This window comes from Kitasatospora sp. NPDC097605 (genome assembly GCF_040302725.1).
Taxonomy (GTDB): Bacteria; Actinomycetota; Actinomycetes; order Streptomycetales; family Streptomycetaceae; genus Kitasatospora.
On sequence record NZ_JBEOSF010000009.1, the window covers coordinates 139,860 to 160,581 of the forward strand.

The following is a 20,722-nucleotide window of genomic DNA, read 5'->3' on the forward strand; positions in this document are numbered from 1 at the left end:
GCTACCCCCCGAACACCGGGGGCACCTTGTTGTCCAGCACGACCCGCCCGAGCAGCCCGGCGAGCGCCTCCCGCTCCCCGGCGGAGAGCCCGGCCGGCAACTCGTCGATCCGCCGGCAGGTCTCCGCGTAGAACCGCCTCGCCAGCGCGAGCCCCTCCACCGTCAGCGCGACCCGTACCGACCGCGCGTCCTCCTCACAACTCTCGCGCCGGACCAGCCCGTTGCGCTCACTGCGGTCGACCAGCCCGGACAGGCTCGACTTGGCCAGCCGCAGCAGCCCCCCGAGCTCCCCCATCACGTACGACCGCCCCATCAGCACACACAGCAACTGCCCCTGCTGCGACGTCAGCCCGTGCTCACGCGCCGACTCGGCATAGACCGCGTCCACCAGGAACGCCGCCCGCACCAACGCCCCCACGACCCCGACCCCGTCACCCGCACTCGTGTCCACCCACCCACCCTACCGCCCCAATTCGCACCACGAACTACCGCCGGCAGGAATGTGCCGGCCCCCTCAGGGCTTCTCGGCGACGGCGGCCCAGATGCCGATCTGGGAGTCGGTGGGGTGCTCGGGAGTGTCGGGGCGCCAGAGGGGGGCGGTGACCAGGCCGGGGGCGGTGAGGGTGAGGCCGTCGAAGAAGCGCAGCACCTGCTCGCGGCTGCGCATGGTGAGCTGGGCGGAGGCGTTGCGGTAGACGGCGGGGCCGCGGCCGGCGTCGGCGGTCGGGGTGAAGTCGAGGGTGCCGTGCGACAGGACGAGGCGGCTGCCGGACGGCAGGGCGTCCACCAGGGTGCGCACGATGCCGTACGGGTCGTCCTGCTCGTCGATGAAGTGCAGGACGGCGACGAGCAGCAGCCCCACCGGCTCGCCGGCGTCCAGCACCCGGCGGACCTCGGGGACGGCCAGGATCGCGGCCGGGTCACGCAGGTCGGCCTGGACCACCGAGGTGCTCTCCGGGGTGGTGCCGCTCAGCAGGGCGCGGCCGTGCACCAGCACGATCGGGTCGTTGTCGAGGTAGACCACCCGGGCGTCGGGCCGCACGCCCTGCGCGACCTCGTGGGTGTTCCCGGCGCTGGGGATGCCGGTGCCGATGTCGATGAACCGCCGGATGCCCTCGCCGGCGAGGTGACGCACCGCGCGGCCGAGGAAGGCCCGGTTGGCGAGCGCGCTGAGCCGCACCATCGGGCTGATCGCGAGCACCCGCTCGGCGGCCTCGCGGTCGGCCGGGAAGTTGTCCTTGCCGCCGATGTAGTAGTCGTACATCCGGGCCGGGTGCGGGATCTCGGGACGCAGGTCGGCGGGCGGCCGCGCCTCGTCGTCCTCGCCGCCGACGAGCCACTCCCGGCCGATCTCCTGAAACCCGGTCACCCTTGCCACCCCTTCGGTCCGTTCCGGTCACACACGGTCGAACACAGTCCCCCGCGGTCCGACAGGCGCAGCATAGGGCAGCCCCGGCCGGCAACGGGAACCCGGCCGTCCCCTCCGGCGCGGGAGCGGACGGCCGGGGCGGGCCGGAGCCGTCAGAACGGGAAGCGGCTGCGCCCGTGCTGGATCGAGATCCACTTCACGGTGGTGAACGCGTCGACCGTGGAGTCGCCGTTCAGCCGGCCCACGCCCGAGTTCTTCTCGCCGCCGAAGGGCACCACCGGCTCGTCCGCGATGGTCCCGTCGTTGACGTGGATCATGCCGGTCTCGATCCGCTGCGCGACCCGCACACCGCGCTCCACGTCGGCCGTGTGCACGGCGCCGCTGAGCCCGAACGGCGTGTCGTTGGCGATCCGCACCGCCTCGTCCTCGCCGTCGAACGCCACCACCAGCACGACCGGCCCGAACAGCTCGTGCCGCAGGATCGGCGCGTCGGCCGGCAGGTCGCCGAGCACCACGGGCTCCATCAGGCTGCCGGTGGTCCGGCCGCGCAGCAGCGCGGTGGCGCCGGCGGCGACCGCCTGGTCGACCTGCGCGCCGAGGGCGTCCGCCTGGACGGGGTTGATCAGCGGGCCGATGTGGGTGGCGGGGTCCCGGGGGTCGCCGACCTTGAGGGTGGCGACCTTGGCGACGAACTTGCGGGTGAACTCCTCGGCCACCGAGCGGTCGACCAGCACCCGGTTGGCCGCCATGCAGACCTGGCCCTGGTGCACGAAGCGGCTGAACACGGCCGCGTCCACCGCGTAGTCGAGGTCGGCGTCGTCCAGCACGATCAGCGCGCTGTTGCCGCCGAGCTCCAGCACGGTCCGCTTGAAGTGCGAGGCGGCGACGGTCGCGACGTGCCGGCCGACCTTGTCGGAGCCGGTGAAGGAGATCACCTTGGGGACCGGGTGCTCGATGAACGCGTCGCCGATCTCGGCGATGTCGGTGACCACGACGTTCAGCAGGCCGGCCGGCAGGCCCGCCTCCTCGAAGATCTTGGCGATCAGGGTGCCGCCGATCACCGGGGTCTCCTGGTGCGGCTTGAGCACCACGCCGTTGCCGAGCGCCAGCGCCGGGGCGACCGCCTTCATCGACAGGAACAGCGGGAAGTTGAACGGGCTGATCACCCCGACGACGCCGACCGGCAGCCGGTAGAGCCGGTTCTCCTTGCCGTCCACCGGGGAGGGCAGCAGCCGGCCCTCGGCGCGCAGCGACAGCTGCATCGCCTCACGCAGCATGTCCTTGGTGAGCGAGAGCTCGAACCAGGCCTTGACGGCGGTGCCGCCGAGCTCGGTCATGATGTCCCGGGTGATCTCCTGCTCGCGGTCCTCCAGGATGCGCAGCGCGCGCTCGAAGACCAGCCGGCGGGTGTAGGGGTTGGTCGCCGCCCACTCCTTCTGCGCCAGCGCCGCGGCCCGGTAGGCCTGGTCGACCTCCTCGACGGTGGCGACGGTGATCGCGGCGATCTTGTCACCGGTGTAGGGATCGACGTCGACGATGTCCCAGGAGCCGCTGCCCTCGCGCCACTCACCGTCGATGTACTGCAGCGCCAACTCGGAAAGGTACGACATCCGATCCCTCTCATGCCTACGGGGACGCACGAACAACGTTCGCGGTCGTTCGCGACCAGATCTGATCGGGGCTCATCGTACTTATCCGTCAGAGCTCTTGGCGTACGGAGCGAAGAAGTTCTCGTGTCCGCTCGGGGGAGAGGCTGTCCGCCACCAGACCGTCCATGGCGCCCGCGTACTCGGCGACCTCGGCCGGCTTGTCCAGGTACAGGGCGGTGGTGAACTGCTCCAGGTACACGATGTCCGGCAGTTCCCGCTCGTCGAAGGCCAGCACCGAGAACGCCCCGCCCTCGGCGCGCAGTCCGCCGAAGCCCAGTGGCATCACCTGCAGTTCGACGTTCGGCAGTTCGGTCAGCTCCAGCAGCCGGTCGACCTGCGCCCGCATCAGCTCCGGCCCGCCCCAGGGCCGGCGCAGCACGGCCTCGTCCAGCACCGCCACCAGCCGCGGCGCCCGCTCGGCGGTCAGCACCTCCTGGCGCTTGAGCCGCACCTCCACCCGCCGCTCGATCTCGGCCGGCTCGGTGACGTGCCCGCCGTGGGTGATCACCGACCGCGCGTAGTCGGCGGTCTGCAGCAGCCCGTGGACGAACTGCACCTCGTAGCTGCGGATCTCGGTGGCGGCCTCCTCCAGGCCCAGGTAGTTCTGGAACCAGCCCGGCAGGACGTCCCCGTAGCCGTGCCACCAGGACGTCGCGTTGGCCGCCCGCACCAGCCCCAGCACCGAGGCCCGCTCCGGCTCGGCGTCGACCCCGTACAGCGTCAGCAGGTCGGCGACGTCGCGCTCCTTGAAGCCGACCCGGCCGAGTTCCATCCGGCTGATCTTCGACTCGGAGGCCCGGATCGAGTAGCCGGCCTCCTCCCGGCTGACCCCGCGGGCCTCCCGGAGCCTTCGCAGTTGCGACCCCAGTAGCAGACGCCGCACCGTGGCACCACCACCCGCCTGAGTCGCACCCATCGCCTCAACCCTCCGCACCTCGCGCAGCCCCCCGGCCGTCGGCCGCAGTCTTCCATCAGGGACCGACAAACAACAGTCCTCGGAACACCCTCGACGGAGCCGCCGTCCACCGCCGTGACCGCCCGGACGACCACCGTCCGGATACGCGCGGTAGCCGACCCGTAGCTCCCCGGAACGCACTCTAGTCCCCCGCCGTCGCCATGGACATCCCCAACCCCCCGGTGACGCCCCGGGGGCCACAACTCGGCCGGATCCGACAACGGTTGACGCAACCCGAGCGCGCCGCCGGTCGTCCCCGTCGATGTGCTGAGACGACTTCGCACCGCCGCGCTCCTGCTCGCCGTGCTCGTCCTCCCCGGTGACGCCTCCTCGGCCCCCACCGGCGTCCTGGCCCCCGCCGGCGAGGCCCTGGAAAGGGCCCGGCAGGTGGCCGCCGCCTGGCCCGGCTCCGCGGCCGAGCGGATCTGGCGCACCGGCTACCAGCCCTGGATGTCCCGGGAGGAGTGGCTGCCGGGCGACTTCTCCCGGAACGACGGCGCCTTCGCCGCCTTCCTGGGCGGCCGGATGGACCTGCCGGCGGAACTCCCGGCCGCCGGCACCGGGACCGCCTCCTTCCCCGACGGTACTGCGCTGACCCTGCCGCTGACCGACCCGCGCACCGCCAACCGGTGGCTCGGCCGGCGGTCCGACCCGTGCACCAGGGAGCCCTGCGACACCCGGCTCACCGTCACCGCCGTCCGCCCCGCGACCCGGCCCCAGCGCACCAGCCGCGGGACGGCGACGGTCCCGGTCTGGGAGTTCGTGTTCGCCGGCCTCGGCGAGCCCTACGCGGTCGCCGCCGCGGAGTCCCAGGAGCCGCCCGGCCCCTCCTCCCTGGAGGACGACGCCCTGCCCGAGGGCGTCACGGACGTCCGGTACCTCCGCCCCGACCACGGCGCGCGGTGGCTGGAAGCCACGCTGTACCCGCGCGACTGCGCCGACGCCCTGCCCGGCGCGGTGTACGAGACCGCCGACGTCCTGGTGCTGGTCGGCCGCACCACCGGCCGGCCGGCCGACTGCGGGCCCTACGGCGGCTCGCGCGAGGCCCGGTTCCGGTTCGCCCGCCCCCTCGGCGACCGGGTGGTCCTCAACCTCGCCGGCCGCCCCGTCTCGTTCCCCGCAGGCTGACCCGCCCCGGGGAAACGCGAAAGGCGCCTGCCCCCAAACTGGTCGGGGATGTGGGCAGGCGCCATGGACCGCGGTGGCCCGGCGACGCTGACGGGGTGCGGCTCGGTACGACCCGGCGATGCGGCGCCGGGCTACCTGGACCGGATCAGACCACCAGGGGGCGGTCCGTCGGCCGGATCGGTGCGGGCAGCGGGGTCTTGCCGCCCAGGTAGGTGTCGACCGCCGCGGCGGCCGAGCGGCCCTCCGCGATGGCCCAGACGATCAGGGACTGGCCCCGTCCGGCGTCACCGCAGACGTAGACGCCATCGACATTGGTGGCGAAGCGGCCGTCCCGGCCCACATTACCGCGTGCGTCGAGGTCCACGCCCAGCTGCTCGACCAGACCGTTCTTCACGTCCGTCCCGGTGAAGCCCATCGCCAGGGTGACCAGCTGCGCCGGGATGGCCCGCCCGGTCCCCGGGACCTGCTCGAACTTCCCGTCCTTGAACTGGACTTCGACGAGGTGCAGCTGCTGGACGTTGCCCTCCTCGTCGCCGCTGAAGTGGGTGGTGGAGACGGAGTAGACCCGCTCGCCGCCCTCCTCGTGCGCCGAGGTGACCTTGTAGGTCATCGGCATGGTCGGCCACGGCTGGTGGGCCGGGCGGTCCTCGCCGGGCCGCGGCATGATCTCCAGCTGGGTGACCGAGGCCGCCCCCTGCCGGTGCGCGGTGCCGACGCAGTCCGCGCCGGTGTCGCCGCCGCCGATGACCACGACGTGCTTGCCCTTGGCGCTGATCGGCGACTCCACGAAGTCGCCCTCCTGCACCTTGTTGGCCAGCGGCAGGTACTCCATGGCCTGGTGGACGCCCTTGAGCTCGCGCCCGGGCACCGGCAGGTCGCGGGCGGTGGTGGCGCCGGCCGCGACGACCACCGCGTCGAAGCGCTCGCGCAGCTGCTGCCCGGTGATGTCCTCGCCGACGTGCACGCCGGTGCGGAACCGGGTGCCCTCCGCGCGCATCTGCTCGATGCGGCGGTTGATGTGGCGCTTCTCCATCTTGAACTCGGGGATGCCGTACCGCAGCAGGCCGCCGATCCGGTCGGCCCGCTCGTACACCACCACGGTGTGCCCGGCCCGGGTGAGCTGCTGGGCGGCGGCCAGGCCGGCCGGCCCGGAGCCGACCACGGCGACCGTCTTGCCGGACAGCCGCTCCGGCACCTGCGGGGTGACCCCGCCCCGGTCCCAGGCCTTGTCGATGATGGTGACCTCGACGTTCTTGATGGTCACCGCGTCCTGGTTGATGCCGAGCACGCAGGCCGACTCGCAGGGCGCCGGGCAGAGCCGCCCGGTGAACTCCGGGAAGTTGTTGGTCGCGTGCAGCCGCTCGATCGCGCCCTTCCAGTCGTCCCGGAAGGCGAGGTCGTTCCACTCCGGGATGAGGTTCCCGAGGGGGCAGCCGTTGTGGCAGAACGGGATGCCGCAGTCCATGCAGCGGCCGGCCTGCTTGGTGATGATCGGCAGCAGGCTGCGCTCGACGTAGACCTCGTTCCAGTCCCGCAGTCGCACGTCCACCGGACGCCGCTCGGCCAGCTGCTTGGGCGTGGTCAGGAAGCCCTTGGGGTCAGCCATGTGCCGCCTCCATCATCTTGCGAGTGGTCTCGGCCTCGGAGAGGCCATCGCGCTCAGCGGCGTCCTTGGCGGCGAGCACTGCCTTGTAGTCGGTCGGCATGATCGTGGAGAAGCGGGAGACCCCGCTGCCCCAGTCCGCCAGGAGCTCGGCGGCCACGGTGGAGCCGGTCTCCTCGTAGTGCTGCTGCACGGTCTCGCGCAGCCAGTCGCGGTCGGCGGCGCTGGGGGCCTCGATGCCCACCATGCCGCTGTTGACGCATCCCGGACGCAGGTCCAGCACGTAGGCGATGCCGCCGGACATGCCGGCCGCCAGGTTGCGCCCGGTCTCGCCGAGGATGACGACCCGTCCGCCGGTCATGTACTCCAGGCCGTGGTCGCCCACGCCCTCGACGACCAGGGTGGCCCCGGAGTTGCGGACGGCGAACCGCTCGCCGGCCTTGCCGCGCAGGTGGATCCGGCCGGCGGTGGCGCCGTAGCCGATGGTGTTGCCGGCGATGACGTGGTTCTGCGCGTCGTTGCCGATCGCCGCCGCGTCACGGGCCGGGCGGACCACGATCACACCGCCGGACAGGCCCTTGCCGACGTAGTCGTTGGCGTCGCCCTCCAGGCGCAGCGTGATGCCGCGCGGCACGAAGGCGCCGAAGGACTGGCCCGCCGAGCCGGTGAAGGTGACGTCGATGGTCCCCTCCGGCAGGCCCTCGCCGCGGTACCGCTTGGTCACGTGGTGGCCGAGCATGGTGCCGACGGTCCGGTTGACGTTGCGGATCGGCAGCTGGATGCGGACGGCCTCGCCGTTCTCCAGGGCGTCCTGGGCCAGGTCGATCAGCTGGTTGTCCAGGGCCTTGTCCAGCGCGTGGTCCTGGGTGGTGGTGCGGTGCAGGGCCGCGCCCTCGGGCAGCTCGGGCACGTGGAACAGCGGGGCCAGGTCGAGCCCGGCGGCCTTCCAGTGGCCGACGGCGGCCTCGGCGTCGATGTGCTCGGCGTGGCCGACGGCCTCCTCGATCGAGCGGAAGCCCAGCGAGGCCAGGATCTCCCGGACCTCCTCGGCGATGAACTCGAAGAAGTTGACCACGAACTCCGGCTTGCCGGAGAAGCGCTCGCGCAGCACCGGGTTCTGGGTGGCGACGCCGACCGGGCAGGTGTCCAGGTGGCAGACGCGCATCATGATGCAGCCGGAGACCACCAGCGGGGCGGTCGCGAAGCCGAACTCCTCGGCGCCCAGCAGGGCGGCGATGACGACGTCGCGGCCGGTCTTCAGCTGGCCGTCGGTCTGCACCACGATCCGGTCGCGCAGGCCGTTGAGCAGCAGGGTCTGCTGGGTCTCGGCGAGGCCGAGCTCCCAGGGGCCGCCCGCGTGCTTGAGCGAGGTGAGCGGCGAGGCGCCGGTGCCGCCGTCGTGGCCGGAGACCAGCACGACGTCCGCGTGCGCCTTGGAGACGCCGGCCGCGACCGTGCCGACGCCGACCTCGGAGACCAGCTTCACATGGATGCGGGCCTCGGGGTTGGCGTTCTTGAGGTCGTGGATCAGCTGCGCCAGGTCCTCGATCGAGTAGATGTCGTGGTGCGGCGGCGGCGAGATCAGGCCGACACCCGGGGTGGAGTGCCGGGTCCTGGCGACCCACGGGTAGACCTTGTGGCCGGGCAGCTGGCCGCCCTCGCCGGGCTTGGCGCCCTGGGCCATCTTGATCTGGATGTCGTCGGCGTTGACCAGGTACTCGGAGGTGACGCCGAACCGGCCGGAGGCGACCTGCTTGATCGCCGAGCGGCGCTCCGGGTCGTGCAGGCGGTCCGGGTCCTCGCCGCCCTCGCCGGTGTTGGACTTGCCGCCGAGCCGGTTCATCGCGATGGCCAGGGTCTCGTGCGCCTCGCGGGAGATCGAGCCGTAGGACATGGCGCCGGTGGAGAACCGCTTGACGATCTCGGAGACCGGCTCGACCTCCTCGACCGGCACCGGGGTGCGGCCGAGCGCGTCGAGCTTGAACAGGCCGCGCAGCGTCATCAGCCGCTCGGACTGCTCGTTCACCCGGTCCGTGTACTGCTTGAAGATGTCGTACCGGCGGTTGCGGGTGGAGTGCTGCAGCCGGAAGACGGTGTCCGGGTCGAACAGGTGCGGCTCGCCCTCGCGGCGCCACTGGTACTCGCCGCCGATCTCCAGCGCGCGGTGCGCGGCCGGGATGCCGGAGGCCGGGTACGCCTTGGCGTGCCGGGCGGCGGTCTCCTTGGCGATCTCGTCCAGGCCGATGCCGCCGAGCTTGGTGGTGGTGCCGGCGAAGTAGGCGTCCACCAGCTCCCGGGAGAGGCCGATCGCCTCGAAGACCTGGGCGCCGCGGTAGGAGGCGACGGTGGAGATGCCCATCTTGGACATCACCTTGAGCACGCCCTTGCCGAGCGCCTTGATCAGGTTCTTGATCGCCTTCTCGGGCTCCACGCCCTGCAGGCCCCCCTGCTGCAGATACGTGCCCTGCGCGACGAGGTCCTCGACCGACTCCATGGCCAGGTACGGGTTGACCGCGCCGGCGCCGTAGCCGATCAGCAGCGCGACGTGGTGCACCTCGCGGACGTCGCCCGCCTCGACCAGCAGCGACACCTGGGTGCGCTGCTTGGTGCGGATCAGGTGGTGGTGGATCGCCGAGGTGAGCAGCAGCGAGGGGATCGGGGCGTGCTCGGCGTCCGAGTGCCGGTCGGAGAGCACGATGATCCGGGCGCCGTCGGCGATCGCCGCGTCGGCCTCGGCCGCGATCGCGGTGAGCCGGGCGGCCAGGGCCTCGCCGCCGCCGGCGACCTTGTAGAGGCCGGACAGCGTGACGGCCTTGAGGCCGGGCTGGTCGCCGTCCGCGTTGATGTGGACCAGCTTGGCCAGCTCGTCGTTGTCGATCACCGGGAAGGTGATGCCGACGGAGCGGCAGGCCGCGGCCTCGGCGGCCAGCAGGTTGCCCTCGGGGCCGAGGTTGGACAGCAGCGAGGTGACCAGTTCCTCGCGGATGGCGTCCAGCGGCGGGTTGGTGACCTGCGCGAAGAGCTGCACGAAGTAGTCGAACAGCAGGCGCGGCTTCTCGCTCAGCGCGGCGATCGGCGAGTCGGTGCCCATCGAGCCGAGCGCCTCGGCGCCGGTCTTCGCCATCGGCGCCAGGATGACCCGCAGCTCCTCCTCGGTGTAGCCGAAGGTCTGCTGGCGGCGGGTGACCGAGGCGTGGGTGTGCGCGATGTGCTCGCGCTCGGGGAGCTTGGCGAGCTGGATCTGCCCGGCCTCGACCCACTCCGCGTAGGGGTGCTCGGCGGCCAGCGCCGACTTGATCTCCTCGTCCTCGACGATGCGGTGCTCGGCGGTGTCGACGAGGAACATCCGGCCGGGCTGCAGCCGGCCCTTCTTGACCACCCGGGTCTGCTCGATGTCGAGCACGCCGACCTCGGAGGAGAGGACGACCAGGCCGTCCTCGGTGATCCAGTAGCGGGCGGGGCGCAGGCCGTTGCGGTCCAGCACGGCACCGATCCGGGTGCCGTCGGTGAAGGTGACGCAGGCCGGGCCGTCCCAGGGCTCCATCAGGTTGGAGTGGTACTGGTAGAACGCGCGGCGGGCCGGGTCCATGGTGGCGTGGTTCTCCCACGCCTCCGGGATCATCATCAGCACGGCGTGCGGCAGCGAGCGGCCGCCGAGGTGGAGCAGCTCCAGGACCTCGTCGAAGGAGGCCGAGTCGGAGTGGTCCGGGGTGCAGACCGGGAAGATCCGGCTCAGGTCGCCCGGGATCAGGTCGGTGGCGAGCTGGGACTCCCGGGCGGTCATCCAGTTGCGGTTGCCCTTGACCGTGTTGATCTCGCCGTTGTGCGCGACGAACCGGTACGGGTGGGCGAGCGGCCAGCTCGGGAAGGTGTTGGTGGAGAACCGCGAGTGCACCAGGCCGAGCGCGGAGGCGTAGAGCCGGTCCGACAGGTCGGGGAAGAAGGGCTCCAGCTGGCCGGTGGTCAGCATGCCCTTGTAGACGATGGTGCGCGCGGACAGCGACGGGAAGTAGACCCCGGCCTCGCGCTCGGAGCGCTTGCGGACCACGAAGGCGATCCGGTCCAGCGCGATGCCGCTCAGGCCCTCGCCGGCCAGGAAGAGCTGGCGGAAGCGCGGCATGACGCTCCGGGCGGTGGCGCCCAGCAGGTCGGGGCCGACCGGGACGTCGCGCCAGCCGAGGACGGTCAGGCCCTCCTCGGCGGCGATCGCCTCGATCCGGGCGACGGCGGCGGCGTCCTCGTCGTCGGAGTCGGGCAGGAAGGCGATGCCGACCGCGTAGGCGCCGGCCTCGGGGAGGTCGAAGGAGACCCTGGCGCGCAGGAAGGCGTCCGGGACCTGGGTGAGGATGCCCGCGCCGTCACCGGAGTCCGGCTCGGCGCCGGTGGCGCCGCGGTGCTCCAGGTTGCGCAGGACGGTCAGCGCCTGCTCGACGACGGTGTGGTCGGCGGTGCCGGTCAGCGTGGCGACGAATCCGACGCCACAGGCATCGTGCTCGTTTCGCGGGTCGTACAGGCCCTGAGCAGCAGGTCGCGCATCCGGAACGAGCGCGTACGGCGGGCGGGGGGCGCCGGCCTGGGGCTCGTTGGCGGAGTGCATGGATGCAGACAGCATCGGCTCTCCCGTCGTCGTCTTTCGAAACTGATGCAGTAGGGACGACGTTGGCCCTGATGCGATTGAGGCACGCACGTTACATGATGCCGAAGGTCCCGGGAAGCGGAATATCGCGTCCACATCGCGGACGGATCCGCAGGTCACCGGGCAGTGAGGGGACGTGCCACACCGCACGTCCCGACGATTGTGCCCGGCCCTCCATCGCCTGAAACAGGGCCGAAATCCGGCGATCATGGGAGTCGATCAAAGTGCCCTGGGATTCCATCCCGGAAATCGATCCGCGGATGCGATTCCTCGGCCGATCCGCCCACATGGCGAGACATGGCCAGGCGCGGCCGGGCGGCCATGTGTGCAACCTCACCCGTTCAGTTGCATAACAATGCAACGGCACAGTGCCCGGCCGGCCCACCCGCAGGCCCCTCCACGGGCCCTCGACGGCCTCGCCGAAGGTCAGACCTGCCCGCCGATCAGCGCGCCCAGCAGATAGGTCACCCCGGCCGCCACCCCGCCCAGCAGCAGCTGCCGCACCCCGCTGTACCACCAGGTGCGCGCCGTCACCCGGGCCACCACCGCGCCGCAGGTGAACAGTCCGACCGCCGCGACCAGCAGCGCCGGCAGCAGCGAGGTCGCGCCCAGCAGGTAGGGCAGCAGCGGCAGCAGCGCGCCCACCGCGAAGCAGACGAAGGAGGAGCCGGCCGCCACCCACGGCGAGGGCAGGTCGTTGGGGTCGACGCCCAGTTCCTCGCGGGCGTGGATCTCCAGCGTCTGCTCCGGGTCGGCGGACAGCTGCCGCGCCACCTCGTGGGCCAGCTCGGGCTCCACCCCGCGCTCGACGTAGAGCTGGGTCAGCTCGGCCAGCTCGCCGTGCGGGTTGCGGCGCAGCTCCAGCCGCTCGACCTCGATCTCGGCCTGCACCAGCTCCCGCTGGGAGGCCACCGAGGTGTACTCCCCCGCCGCCATCGAGCAGGCGCCGGCGGCCAGCCCGGCGAGGCCGGTGAGCACCACGGTGCTGTTGGAGACGGCGCCGCCGACGACACCGGTCATCAGCGCGAAGTTGGAGACCAGGCCGTCCATCGCTCCGAACACCGCAGGCCGCAGCCAGCCGCCGTTGACGTCCCGGTGGTGCCCGGCGGCGGGTATCCGGGGGTGGTGCCCGGTCTCGTGCTCCAGGGCGGTCGCAGTCACGGCCGTTCCCCTCTCCGTCCATTGGTCCGATCGCCTTACTTATCGACCGTAGCCCTGTTGAGCTGGGCATTTCCAGCAAAGTAAGGCTGTCCGAACATGGCTGCGGCCGCCCTCCGCACGGGGTGCGGGGGCGGCCGGGAGCGGGAGTAGGCGCAGGTCAGGCCGGGTTCTTGGCGCCCTTCTCCAGCGTGTCGAGCTTCTCGGCGGGCCCGTCCCCGGGCTTGCCGTCGCGCTCCGCCTTCGGCAGATCGCCGTCCTCGGACCCGTCGGCCTTCGGCAGACCGCCCTTCGGCAGAGCGTCCTTCGGCCCGTCGGCCGGCGCGTCGGCCGCCGCCTCGGCGCGCGCCATCGGGTCGATGCTCGCCGGGTCCTCGCGGCCGGGCCGCTTCTTCCCGACGATCACGAAGTACGCCACGGCGGCGGCGAAGACGAGGATCGCCACCCAGTCGTTCAGCCGCAGGCCCAGGATGTGGTGCGCCTCGTCGATCCGCAGCCACTCGGTCCAGAACCGGCCCGCCGTGTACCCGGCGACGTACAGCGCGAAGGCCCGCCCGTGGCCCAGGGTGAACCGCTTGTCCGCCCAGATCACCAGCGCCGCGACGCCCACGCACCAGAGCGACTCGTAGAGGAAGGTCGGGTGGTGGATCGTGGTGACCACCTCGCCGTTCGGCAGCGTCTTGGTGATCTCCAGGCCCCACGGCAGGGTGGTCTCCCGCCCGTACAGCTCCTGGTTGAACCAGTTGCCCCAGCGGCCCAGCGCCTGCGCGAGCGCGATGCCCGGGGCGATCGCGTCCGCGTAGGCGGGCAGCGGGACACCGCGCCGGCGGGCGCCGATCCAGGCGCCGACCGCGCCCAGCGCGATCGCGCCCCAGATGCCGAGGCCGCCCTCCCAGATCTTGAGGGCGTTCCAGGGGTTCTTCCCCTCGCCGAAGTACAGCTGGTGGTCGGTGATCACGTGGTACAGCCGGCCGCCGACCAGGCCGAACGGCACGGCCCAGACGGCGATGTCGCCGACGGTGTGGCGGCCACCGCCCCGGGCGACCCAGCGCTTGCTGCCGAGCCAGACGGCCACGACGACACCGAGGATGATGCAGAAGGCGTAGGCGCGCAGCGGGATCGGTCCGAGGTACAGGACACCCCGCGACGGGCTGGGAATGTAGGCGATATCCATGGCAGCTCCGACGCTACAGGGTCGGTGGCCCGTCGAGGGCACCCCGGCGGGTCACAGTCGGGCACAGATCGGCGCGCGGACCCGGAGCACGGCCCGCCGCCGCCCCCTCCGGACGGGGAGGGGGCGGCGGCCACCCCGCAGCGTACGCGCCCGGTTCAGCCCGCGGTGGGCGAGGGGTTGTTGGCCTCCGAGGCGGTACTGGTGGGCGCCGGTGACTGCCCGTGGGTGCCCGGGGTGCCCAGCGGCTTGCCCTGGTTGGCGGCGTCCACCCACTTCACCAGGTTGGCCGGGGTGATCTCCTCGTTGTTGAACTTGGGGTAGATCGGCTGCCCGTTGAGCAGCACCGTCGGGGTGGACTTGAAGGTGGACTTGTCGAAGTCCTGCTGCACCGCCGACACCCAGCCGCTGAACTTCAGGTCGTTGACGCAGGCCTCGAAGGCCGGCGTGACCAGGCCGTCGACCTGCCTGGCGAGGTTGATCAGGACCGCCTTGTTCCCGAAGGCGTCGTTGGTCTCCTCCGGCTGGTTGCGGTAGAGCACGTCGTGGTAGTCGCGGAAGTGCCCGGCGTCCTGGGCGCAGCCGAGCGCGTTGGCGGCGTACTTGGAGCCCTTGCCCGGCACGGCCCGGTCGATGAACGAGACGATGTGGTAGTTGGTGAAGATCTTGCCCGCGTCCTCCAGCTGGCTGATGGTGGGCGAGAACTCCCGCTCGAAGACGCCGCAGGCGGGGCAGCGCGGGTCCTCGTAGACGGTGAGGACGGAGGGCGCGTTGTCCGAGCCGACCGGGACGACCAGGTTCTTGTCCCCGATGGTGCCGGCCGGGACGGCGGTGGGGGTCTCCGGCTGGGAGCGCTGGTCCTGCACCACCACGCCGGTGACCACGGCGGCGGCGATCACCGCGAGCGCCACTCCGCCGATGATCAGCTTCTTCTTCCGCCGGCCGCGGGCCTCGTCCTCGGCGCGTTCCGCCAGCATCCGCTCACGGGCGGTGCGCTTGCCTTCTCGGTTCTTCTCGCTCATCAGCCTTGGAATTCCAGGTTCGGGGGGTGGGGGTGCGGTGGTGCGGTCCCGGGGGCGGTGCGGGCGCTTCAGCCCGCCAGCCAGCCGTCCACCGAGAACTTCGTCCGGGGCCGCCAGACCAGCCAGCCGGCCAGCAGCAGGAACCCGGTGTCGCGCAGGATCTCCTGCAGGTACTCGGTCTGCGAGGCGTCGACCGCCCCGCCGCCGCCGAAGCACCCGCAGTCGATCGAGATGCCGCGCGCCCAGGCGGAGGTGATCCCGCCGATGAAGGCGAGCAGCAGGACCGCCGAGACGGCCGCGACCAGGCGCGTGCCCAGGCCGATCAGCAACAGCAGCGCGAGCGCCAGCTCCAGGAAGGGCAGCCCGTGACCCACCGGTTTGACCAGGGACTCGGGCAGGATCTCGTACGCGCGCACCGCCTGGGCGGCCTCCGCCGGGTCGGCGATCTTCGCCAGCCCGGCCCAGCCCCAGACCACGGCCAGGCCGAGCCGGGCGGCCGTGCCGATCCACTCCGTCGCCGGCCCGGCCATCCGGACAACCCCCTCGGGAAACACCGTCACGCCCTATGAACCGCTCGTGGGGGCGCCGGGTTTCTCCGGTTCTCCGAGTTAAGCCAAAAGAGTGAAGGTTAACCCACTCTGAGGGCATTTCACCCTAACGAGTGGTCGGGGTCGCAGCCGAACGGCCACCCCAGGTCGTGCCGGTCGAGCGCGTGGCGCTCCGGGCCCCCCGAACGGTCCGAACGGTCCGGGCGGTCGGGGCCGTGACGGCCGGCCCGCGCGGCCGCCGCCTCCATCCGGACCGCCTCCGCGCACGCAGAGGCGTCCCGCTCGGCCCGCTCCACCCCCCGTCTGGCCAGCGCCGGCCCGACCGCGCTCTGCGCCCCGAACGCGGCGCCGAGCGCCAGCGCGGCCGCGGCCGCCCGCAGCAGCACGGCTCGCTGAAGACCGGGCATCGGCCGACCCCTTCCGCTCGCCCCCGGGCACGTGGTGCGTGCACTCGTCCCTCCACTCAACGCCGCCCAACCGCGGGCTGGTGCGCGTGCCCGCCTCTGTTCACCCGTTCGGGTCGAGGGGTTGACCGAACGGGCCCGGGAACGCCGACGGCCCGCCACCCCGGGCGGGGGTGGCGGGCCGTCGGGCACCGCGGTGCGGAAGGGCGGCTACCGCCGGCGGACGCCCTGCGCCAGCTCGCCGGCCAGCTCGCGGACCGCCGCCAGCGCGGCCTGCTCGTCCCCGTCCGCGTCCAGGATCCGCTGCACGAACGCCGAGCCGACGATCACGCCGTCCGCGAACCCGGCCACCTGGGCGGCCTGCTCACGGGTCGACACCCCGAGGCCGACGCAGACCGGCAGCTCGGTGGTGGCCCTGGTCCGGGCGACCAGGTCCTCGGCCAGCTCGCCGACCTGCGCCCGGCTGCCGGTCACGCCCATCACCGCGGCCGCGTACACGAAGCCGCTGCCGGCCGCCGTGACCTCGGCCAGCCGCTTGTCCTTGCTGCTCGGAGCGACCACGAACACGGTGTCCAGACCGTGCTCCCCGGCCGCCTTGCGCCACTCCTCGGACTCCTCCACCGGCAGGTCCGGCAGGATGCAGCCCGCGCCGCCGGCCGCGGCCAGGTCGGCGGCGAACCGCGCGACCCCGTAGCGGTCCACCGGGTTCCAGTAGGTCATCACCAGCACCGCCGCGGCGGGGTGCGCGGCGGCGACCTCCTGGACGGTGCGCAGCACGTCCTTGATCCGCACGCCGGCCCGCAGCGCGATGTCGTCGGCGGTCTGGATGGTCGGGCCGTCCAGCACCGGGTCGGAGTGCGGCAGGCCGATCTCGACGACGTCGCAGCCGCCCTCGATCAGCGCGCCGACCGCCCGGATGCCGCCGTCCACGGACGGGAAGCCGGCCGGCAGGTAGCCGATCAGCGCGGCGCGGTCCTCGGCCTTGGCGGCGGCGAGGACACCACTGAGCTTCGAAGCCATGGTCACTTACCCCCGTGGGCGGAGCCGGCGCCCGGCTCGTCGTAGAGGCCGAAGTACTCGGCGGCGGTGTGCATGTCCTTGTCGCCGCGCCCGGAGAGCGAGACCAGGATGGTGGCCTCGGGTCCGAGCTCGCGGCCCAGCTCCAGGGCGCCGGCCAGCGCGTGCGCGCTCTCGATGGCCGGGATGATGCCCTCGGTGCGGGACAGCAGCCGCAGCGCCTGCATGGCGGCGTCGTCGGTGACCGGCCGGTACTCGGCGCGGCCGGTGTCCTTCAGCCAGGCGTGCTCCGGGCCGACGCCCGGGTAGTCGAGACCGGCCGAGATCGAGTGCGACTCGATGGTCTGGCCGTCCTCGTCCTGCAGGACGTAGGTGCGCGAGCCGTGCAGCACGCCCGGGTCGCCCTTGGTGAGGGTGGCCGCGTGCCGCGGGGTCTCGGCGCCCTCGCCGGCCGCCTCGCAGCCGATCAGGCGCACCCCGGCGTCCGGGATGAACTCGTGGAAGATGCCCATCGCGTTGGAGCCGCCGCCGACGCAGGCGACGACGGCGTCGGGCAGCCGCCCGGTGCGCTCCAGCACCTGCTCGCGCGCCTCCACGCCGATCACCCGGTGGAAGTCGCGGACCATCATCGGGAACGGGTGCGGCCCGGCCACGGTGCCGAACAGGTAGTGGGTGGAGTCGACGTTGGCGACCCAGTCGCGGAACGCCTCGTTGATGGCGTCCTTGAGGGTGCGGCTGCCGGACGTCACGGCCACCACCTCGGCGCCGAGCATCCGCATCCGGGCGACGTTCAGCGCCTGGCGCTGGGTGTCGACCTCGCCCATGTAGATGGTGCAGTCGAAGCCGAACAGCGCGCAGGCGGTGGCGGTGGCCACGCCGTGCTGGCCGGCGCCGGTCTCGGCGATGATCCGGGTCTTGCCCATCCGCTTGGTGAGCAGGGCCTGGCCCAGCACGTTGTTGATCTTGTGCGAGCCGGTGTGGTTGAGGTCCTCGCGCTTGAGCAGGACGCGCGCGCCGCCGGCCTCGGCGGAGAACCGCCGCACATCGGTCAGCGGGCTGGGGCGGCCGGTGTAGTCCTTGAGCAGCGCGTCGAGCTCGGCGGTGAAGGCCGGGTCGGCCTTGGCCTTCTCGTACTCCTCGGCGACCTGCTCCACGGCGGCGACCAGCGCCTCCGGGATGAAGCGGCCGCCGTACGCGCCGAAGTAGCCGCGCGCGTCCGGCACCTCGGCGCCGGGCAGGTAGTCCTTGTCGGACCGTTCGGACATGGTGAAGTCCCTCGGGAAGATGACGACGGTTGACGGTGACGTCGGTCGGCTGGGGATCAGCCGGACGTCGCGCGCCATCGCCGCCCCGGCACCTGCCCGGGCTCGCAGCCGATGACGTACCGCACCCGCCGCCCCAGCACCCGGCGTGCGGGCGCGCGGCAGCCGCGCGGGCGGCAGCCGGGGGCGAGACGGGTGGCGATCTTCATGGGTGCGGCGTCAGTCCTTGTGCCGGATCGCCGGGTGGGCGCCGGCCGCGACCAGGTCGGCCACCGCGGCCCGCGGGTCCTTGCCGGTCACCAGCGACTCGCCGACCAGCACCGCGTCCGCGCCCAGGTTGGCGTAGGAGATGACGTCCAGCGGGCCGCGCACCCCGGACTCGGCGACCTTGACGATGCTGTCCGGGATCGCGTGGACGACGTTGCCGAAGGTGTTGCGGTCCACCTCGAGGGTCTTGAGGTTGCGGGCGTTGACGCCGATGATCCGCGCCCCGGCGTCCACCGCGCGCTTGATCTCCTCCTCGTCGTGCACCTCGACCAGCGGGGTGAGGCCGATCGACCCGGCCCGCTCGATCAGCGACACCAGGGCCGGCTGGTCGAGGGCCGCGACGATCAGCAGCGCGAGGTCGGCGCCGTGGGCGCGGGCCTCCCACAGCTGGTAGGCGGTGACGATGAAGTCCTTGCGGAGCAGCGGGGTGTCCACCGCGGCCCGGACGGCGTCCAGGTCCGCCAGCGACCCGCCGAAGCGGCGCTGCTCGGTCAGCACGCTGATCGCGGCGGCACCGCCGGCCGCGTAGTCGGTCGCCAGCGAGGCGGGGTCCGCGATCGTGGCCAGCGCACCCTTGGACGGGCTGGAGCGCTTGACCTCGCAGATCACCCGGACGCCGTCGCCGCGCAGGGCCGCCACGCCGTCCTTGGCGTCCGGGGCCTTGGCGGCGAGCTCCTTGAGCTCGTCCAGCGAGACCCGGGCCTGCCGCTCGGCGAGGTCCTCGCGGACCCCTTCGACGATCGAGTCGAGCACACTCACTCGGGCGCCCCCATCATGTCTGCTAGTCCTGGTTCTGCTAGCGAGGAGCCGGACGGCCAGCAGGCCTCCGGCCCTTCGATGGTATCGGCAAGGGGGAGCGCGCAGCGCATCAGCCCGGCGCGCGTCTCACGGAACGGACCCCGGACACCGCCGCGAGCTGCGGCTTCACACCGTCGCCACCTCGACGGTCAGACCGGTGGCGGTGCCAGACCGGCGCCGACCGGCAGGTTGCGGACCACCGTGAAGACGAGGACGAGCAGCCCGACCAGCACCCAGCGACGGGCCCCGAGCGCGAGCCGGGGACCGGGCAGGGCGCGCAGCGCCGCCCAGAGCCAGCGCGCCCAGAGCACCCCGAGCACGGCGAACAGCAGCACCGCCACCGCGTTGTCGTGCAGCGCCCCGCTGAGGTCCCCGTGGGTCAGCGCGTGCACGCAGCGCAGCCCTCCGCAGCCGGGGCACCACCAGCCGGTGGCCGCCAGGAAGGGACAGTCGGGGTAGTGCCCGGGGACGTTCGGGTCCACCGCGGCGACGTACCCGGCGGGAAGGGCCACGGCGGCCGCTGCGGCCAGCGGCGGCACCAGCCGGCGCGGCGCGGAGGGCCGGGCGGAGGCGGTGGGAGCGGGGGCGGCGTTCACGCCCACGATTGTGCCCGCCCGGGAGGGAAGGTGACAGACGCGAAACGGCGGCCCGCAGGCCGCCGTTCACGCGAAGCGCCGGTCGGTCAGGCGGAGGCGGCGGCCAGCGCGGCCTGCTCCTCGTGGGTGTACACCATGGTGCTGGGCTGCTTGCCCATGCCCGCCATCGACATGGCCTTGCCGACCACGCCGCCGAGCAGGACGACCGCCAGGCCGGCATAGACGAGCAGCACCGACGGCAGGATCATCGCGACGCCCGCGACGCAGAAGCCGATGAACGAGATGGTCACGCCGGTCCAGGCGGCGGGATTGTGGCCGTGTGCTGCTGCTGCCATCGGATGGTGCTCCTACGCTCTCGGGGCCCGGCCGGGCCTGCTCGGCCCCTCACGGGTTGACGTGTCCCACTGACGTCTCCATTGTGCCGGGCCACACACCGGCGCCCCAAAGGGGGTGGCGGGTCTATCGCGTCACAGTGCGGTGCGCCCGCCCGGCCGGTCAGCCGGCCGTCGGATCCTCGCCCCGGTCCAGCGCCTTCCACAGGTCCGCCGGGCTCTCCGCGGCGGCCGCCCGCCGCGTGGCCGGCGCCTTGCCGGTCGGCGCCTCGTAGCGGCTGCCCATGGCCGGCCAGTCGCGCCCGTACCGGGCGGTCAGCAGCCCGGCCAGCGCCAGCAGCAGCCCGCCCAGCAGCGCCACCCACGGCCAGCCGGTGTGCCCGACCCCGGTCGCGGCCGAGCCGGTCAGCGCGAGCTTGCGGGCCGCCTCGGCGTCCAGCGCGGCGGTGTCGCCGGCGCCCGCCGCCGCCGCGGCCGCCGCGCCGAGGCCGGCGAGCACGGTGAGCACCCCCACCGCGAGCCGGCCGGCGCCGCGCACCGCGAACACCGCGACCCCCGCCGCCAGCGCCACCAGCGCCAGCCCGGCGGGCAGTTCGGAGATCCTCCCGCCGGTGACGGAGACCTCCAGGGTGCCCGCCGTCCCCTCGGCCCAGACCCGGCCGGCGGCGGTCAGCACCAGCACCGCGCCCAGCGCGGTGAGCAGCAGCATCACCCCGAGCGTGCGCCGCCCGGCCCGTGCGGCGGGCGCGGGTGCGGCAACGGGGTCGGCGGACACGGCGTCGGTAGGGGCTTCAGCGCTCACCGCTC

General features: G+C 72.8%; 19 protein-coding genes. 1 reads left to right on the top strand and 18 read right to left on the bottom strand.

Annotation, left to right across the window (positions count from 1 at the left end; genetic code table 11):
* Nucleotide 1 precedes the first annotated feature (1 nt).
* From ABTX81_RS13310 to ABTX81_RS13325, 4 genes are all read right to left on the bottom strand, one after another.
* Nucleotides 2–451, bottom strand: a complete 450-nt coding sequence (locus ABTX81_RS13310; RefSeq protein ID WP_350543959.1) for a MarR family winged helix-turn-helix transcriptional regulator — start codon at nucleotides 449–451, stop codon at nucleotides 2–4.
* 63 nt (nucleotides 452–514) lie between these two features.
* The gene (locus ABTX81_RS13315; RefSeq protein ID WP_350543961.1) at nucleotides 515–1,369 is read right to left on the bottom strand and encodes an SAM-dependent methyltransferase; all 855 of its coding nucleotides are present in this window, start codon (nucleotides 1,367–1,369) and stop codon (nucleotides 515–517) included.
* Nucleotides 1,370–1,521: 152 nt separating this feature from the next.
* A complete protein-coding gene (locus ABTX81_RS13320; protein ID WP_350543964.1) occupies nucleotides 1,522–2,979 on the bottom strand; it encodes an aldehyde dehydrogenase family protein in 1,458 nt (485 codons plus the stop codon).
* 88 nt (nucleotides 2,980–3,067) lie between these two features.
* Entirely contained in the window at nucleotides 3,068–3,934 is an 867-nt protein-coding gene (locus ABTX81_RS13325) for a Sco1979 family transcriptional regulator (protein ID WP_350543967.1), read from the bottom strand.
* Nucleotides 3,935–4,237: 303 nt separating this feature from the next.
* Between ABTX81_RS13325 and ABTX81_RS13330 the strand changes: the two genes are divergently transcribed.
* On the top strand, nucleotides 4,238–5,101 hold the full coding sequence (locus tag ABTX81_RS13330; RefSeq protein ID WP_350543970.1) for a hypothetical protein: 864 nt from the start codon (nucleotides 4,238–4,240) through the stop codon (nucleotides 5,099–5,101).
* Between the two features lie 145 nt (nucleotides 5,102–5,246).
* Here ABTX81_RS13330 and ABTX81_RS13335 read toward each other — a convergent pair whose 3' ends face one another.
* The 14 genes from ABTX81_RS13335 to ABTX81_RS13400 all read right to left on the bottom strand — a co-directional run bounded on the left by ABTX81_RS13335 (nucleotide 5,247) and on the right by ABTX81_RS13400 (nucleotide 20,717).
* On the bottom strand, nucleotides 5,247–6,707 hold the full coding sequence (locus ABTX81_RS13335; RefSeq protein WP_350543973.1) for a glutamate synthase subunit beta: 1,461 nt from the start codon (nucleotides 6,705–6,707) through the stop codon (nucleotides 5,247–5,249).
* Nucleotides 6,700–11,301, bottom strand: coding sequence for a glutamate synthase large subunit (gltB, locus tag ABTX81_RS13340; RefSeq protein ID WP_350544163.1), 4,602 nt, complete (start codon nucleotides 11,299–11,301; stop codon nucleotides 6,700–6,702). The genes ABTX81_RS13335 and gltB overlap by 8 nt, the downstream gene beginning before the upstream one ends.
* Nucleotides 11,302–11,766: 465 nt before the next feature.
* Nucleotides 11,767–12,486 carry a VIT1/CCC1 transporter family protein gene (locus tag ABTX81_RS13345; protein ID WP_350544165.1) on the bottom strand — a complete coding sequence of 240 codons (720 nt, stop codon included), beginning with the start codon at nucleotides 12,484–12,486 and terminating at the stop codon, nucleotides 11,767–11,769.
* Between the two features lie 172 nt (nucleotides 12,487–12,658).
* Nucleotides 12,659–13,672: a prolipoprotein diacylglyceryl transferase gene (gene lgt, locus ABTX81_RS13350; RefSeq protein ID WP_350543975.1), complete on the bottom strand. Its 1,014-nt coding sequence runs from the start codon at nucleotides 13,670–13,672 to the stop codon at nucleotides 12,659–12,661.
* A 155-nt stretch (nucleotides 13,673–13,827) separates the two neighbouring features.
* Entirely contained in the window at nucleotides 13,828–14,691 is an 864-nt protein-coding gene (locus tag ABTX81_RS13355) for a DsbA family protein (protein ID WP_350543977.1), read from the bottom strand.
* Between the two features lie 68 nt (nucleotides 14,692–14,759).
* A complete protein-coding gene (locus ABTX81_RS13360; protein ID WP_350543980.1) occupies nucleotides 14,760–15,221 on the bottom strand; it encodes a MauE/DoxX family redox-associated membrane protein in 462 nt (153 codons plus the stop codon).
* Nucleotides 15,222–15,340: 119 nt separating this feature from the next.
* On the bottom strand, nucleotides 15,341–15,646 hold the full coding sequence (locus ABTX81_RS13365; RefSeq protein WP_350543983.1) for a hypothetical protein: 306 nt from the start codon (nucleotides 15,644–15,646) through the stop codon (nucleotides 15,341–15,343).
* A 207-nt stretch (nucleotides 15,647–15,853) separates the two neighbouring features.
* Nucleotides 15,854–16,663 carry a tryptophan synthase subunit alpha gene (gene trpA / locus ABTX81_RS13370; RefSeq protein ID WP_350543986.1) on the bottom strand — a complete coding sequence of 270 codons (810 nt, stop codon included), beginning with the start codon at nucleotides 16,661–16,663 and terminating at the stop codon, nucleotides 15,854–15,856.
* A 2-nt stretch (nucleotides 16,664–16,665) separates the two neighbouring features.
* A complete protein-coding gene (trpB, locus tag ABTX81_RS13375; RefSeq protein WP_350543988.1) occupies nucleotides 16,666–17,925 on the bottom strand; it encodes a tryptophan synthase subunit beta in 1,260 nt (419 codons plus the stop codon).
* A 56-nt stretch (nucleotides 17,926–17,981) separates the two neighbouring features.
* On the bottom strand, nucleotides 17,982–18,131 hold the full coding sequence (gene trpM, locus ABTX81_RS13380; protein ID WP_350543990.1) for a tryptophan biosynthesis modulator TrpM: 150 nt from the start codon (nucleotides 18,129–18,131) through the stop codon (nucleotides 17,982–17,984).
* 10 nt (nucleotides 18,132–18,141) lie between these two features.
* Nucleotides 18,142–18,948, bottom strand: coding sequence for an indole-3-glycerol phosphate synthase TrpC (trpC, locus tag ABTX81_RS13385; RefSeq protein WP_350543992.1), 807 nt, complete (start codon nucleotides 18,946–18,948; stop codon nucleotides 18,142–18,144).
* Between the two features lie 188 nt (nucleotides 18,949–19,136).
* Nucleotides 19,137–19,583, bottom strand: a complete 447-nt coding sequence (locus ABTX81_RS13390) for a DUF2752 domain-containing protein (RefSeq protein ID WP_350543994.1) — start codon at nucleotides 19,581–19,583, stop codon at nucleotides 19,137–19,139.
* Nucleotides 19,584–19,669: 86 nt separating this feature from the next.
* Nucleotides 19,670–19,918, bottom strand: a complete 249-nt coding sequence (locus ABTX81_RS13395) for an HGxxPAAW family protein (protein WP_350543997.1) — start codon at nucleotides 19,916–19,918, stop codon at nucleotides 19,670–19,672.
* A gap of 160 nt (nucleotides 19,919–20,078) precedes the next feature.
* Entirely contained in the window at nucleotides 20,079–20,717 is a 639-nt protein-coding gene (locus tag ABTX81_RS13400; protein ID WP_350544000.1) for a TIGR02234 family membrane protein, read from the bottom strand.
* Nucleotides 20,718–20,722: the final 5 nt, after the last annotated feature.

Excerpts from the sequence above, each read along its gene's own strand:
- ABTX81_RS13320 (WP_350543964.1), bottom strand. The coding sequence starts at position 2,979 with ATGTCGTACCTTTCCGAGTTGGCGCTGCAGTACATCGACGGTGAGTGG.
- ABTX81_RS13335 (WP_350543973.1), bottom strand. The coding sequence starts at position 6,707 with ATGGCTGACCCCAAGGGCTTCCTGACCACGCCCAAGCAGCTGGCCGAG.
- gltB (WP_350544163.1), bottom strand. The coding sequence starts at position 11,301 with ATGCACTCCGCCAACGAGCCCCAGGCCGGCGCCCCCCGCCCGCCGTAC.
- trpM (WP_350543990.1), bottom strand. The coding sequence starts at position 18,131 with ATGAAGATCGCCACCCGTCTCGCCCCCGGCTGCCGCCCGCGCGGCTGC.
- ABTX81_RS13360 (WP_350543980.1), bottom strand. The coding sequence starts at position 15,221 with ATGGCCGGGCCGGCGACGGAGTGGATCGGCACGGCCGCCCGGCTCGGC.
- ABTX81_RS13355 (WP_350543977.1), bottom strand. The coding sequence starts at position 14,691 with ATGAGCGAGAAGAACCGAGAAGGCAAGCGCACCGCCCGTGAGCGGATG.
- ABTX81_RS13365 (WP_350543983.1), bottom strand. The coding sequence starts at position 15,646 with ATGCCCGGTCTTCAGCGAGCCGTGCTGCTGCGGGCGGCCGCGGCCGCG.
- lgt (WP_350543975.1), bottom strand. The coding sequence starts at position 13,672 with ATGGATATCGCCTACATTCCCAGCCCGTCGCGGGGTGTCCTGTACCTC.
- trpA (WP_350543986.1), bottom strand. The coding sequence starts at position 16,663 with ATGGCTTCGAAGCTCAGTGGTGTCCTCGCCGCCGCCAAGGCCGAGGAC.
- ABTX81_RS13325 (WP_350543967.1), bottom strand. The coding sequence starts at position 3,934 with ATGGGTGCGACTCAGGCGGGTGGTGGTGCCACGGTGCGGCGTCTGCTA.
- trpB (WP_350543988.1), bottom strand. The coding sequence starts at position 17,925 with ATGTCCGAACGGTCCGACAAGGACTACCTGCCCGGCGCCGAGGTGCCG.
- ABTX81_RS13395 (WP_350543997.1), bottom strand. The coding sequence starts at position 19,918 with ATGGCAGCAGCAGCACACGGCCACAATCCCGCCGCCTGGACCGGCGTG.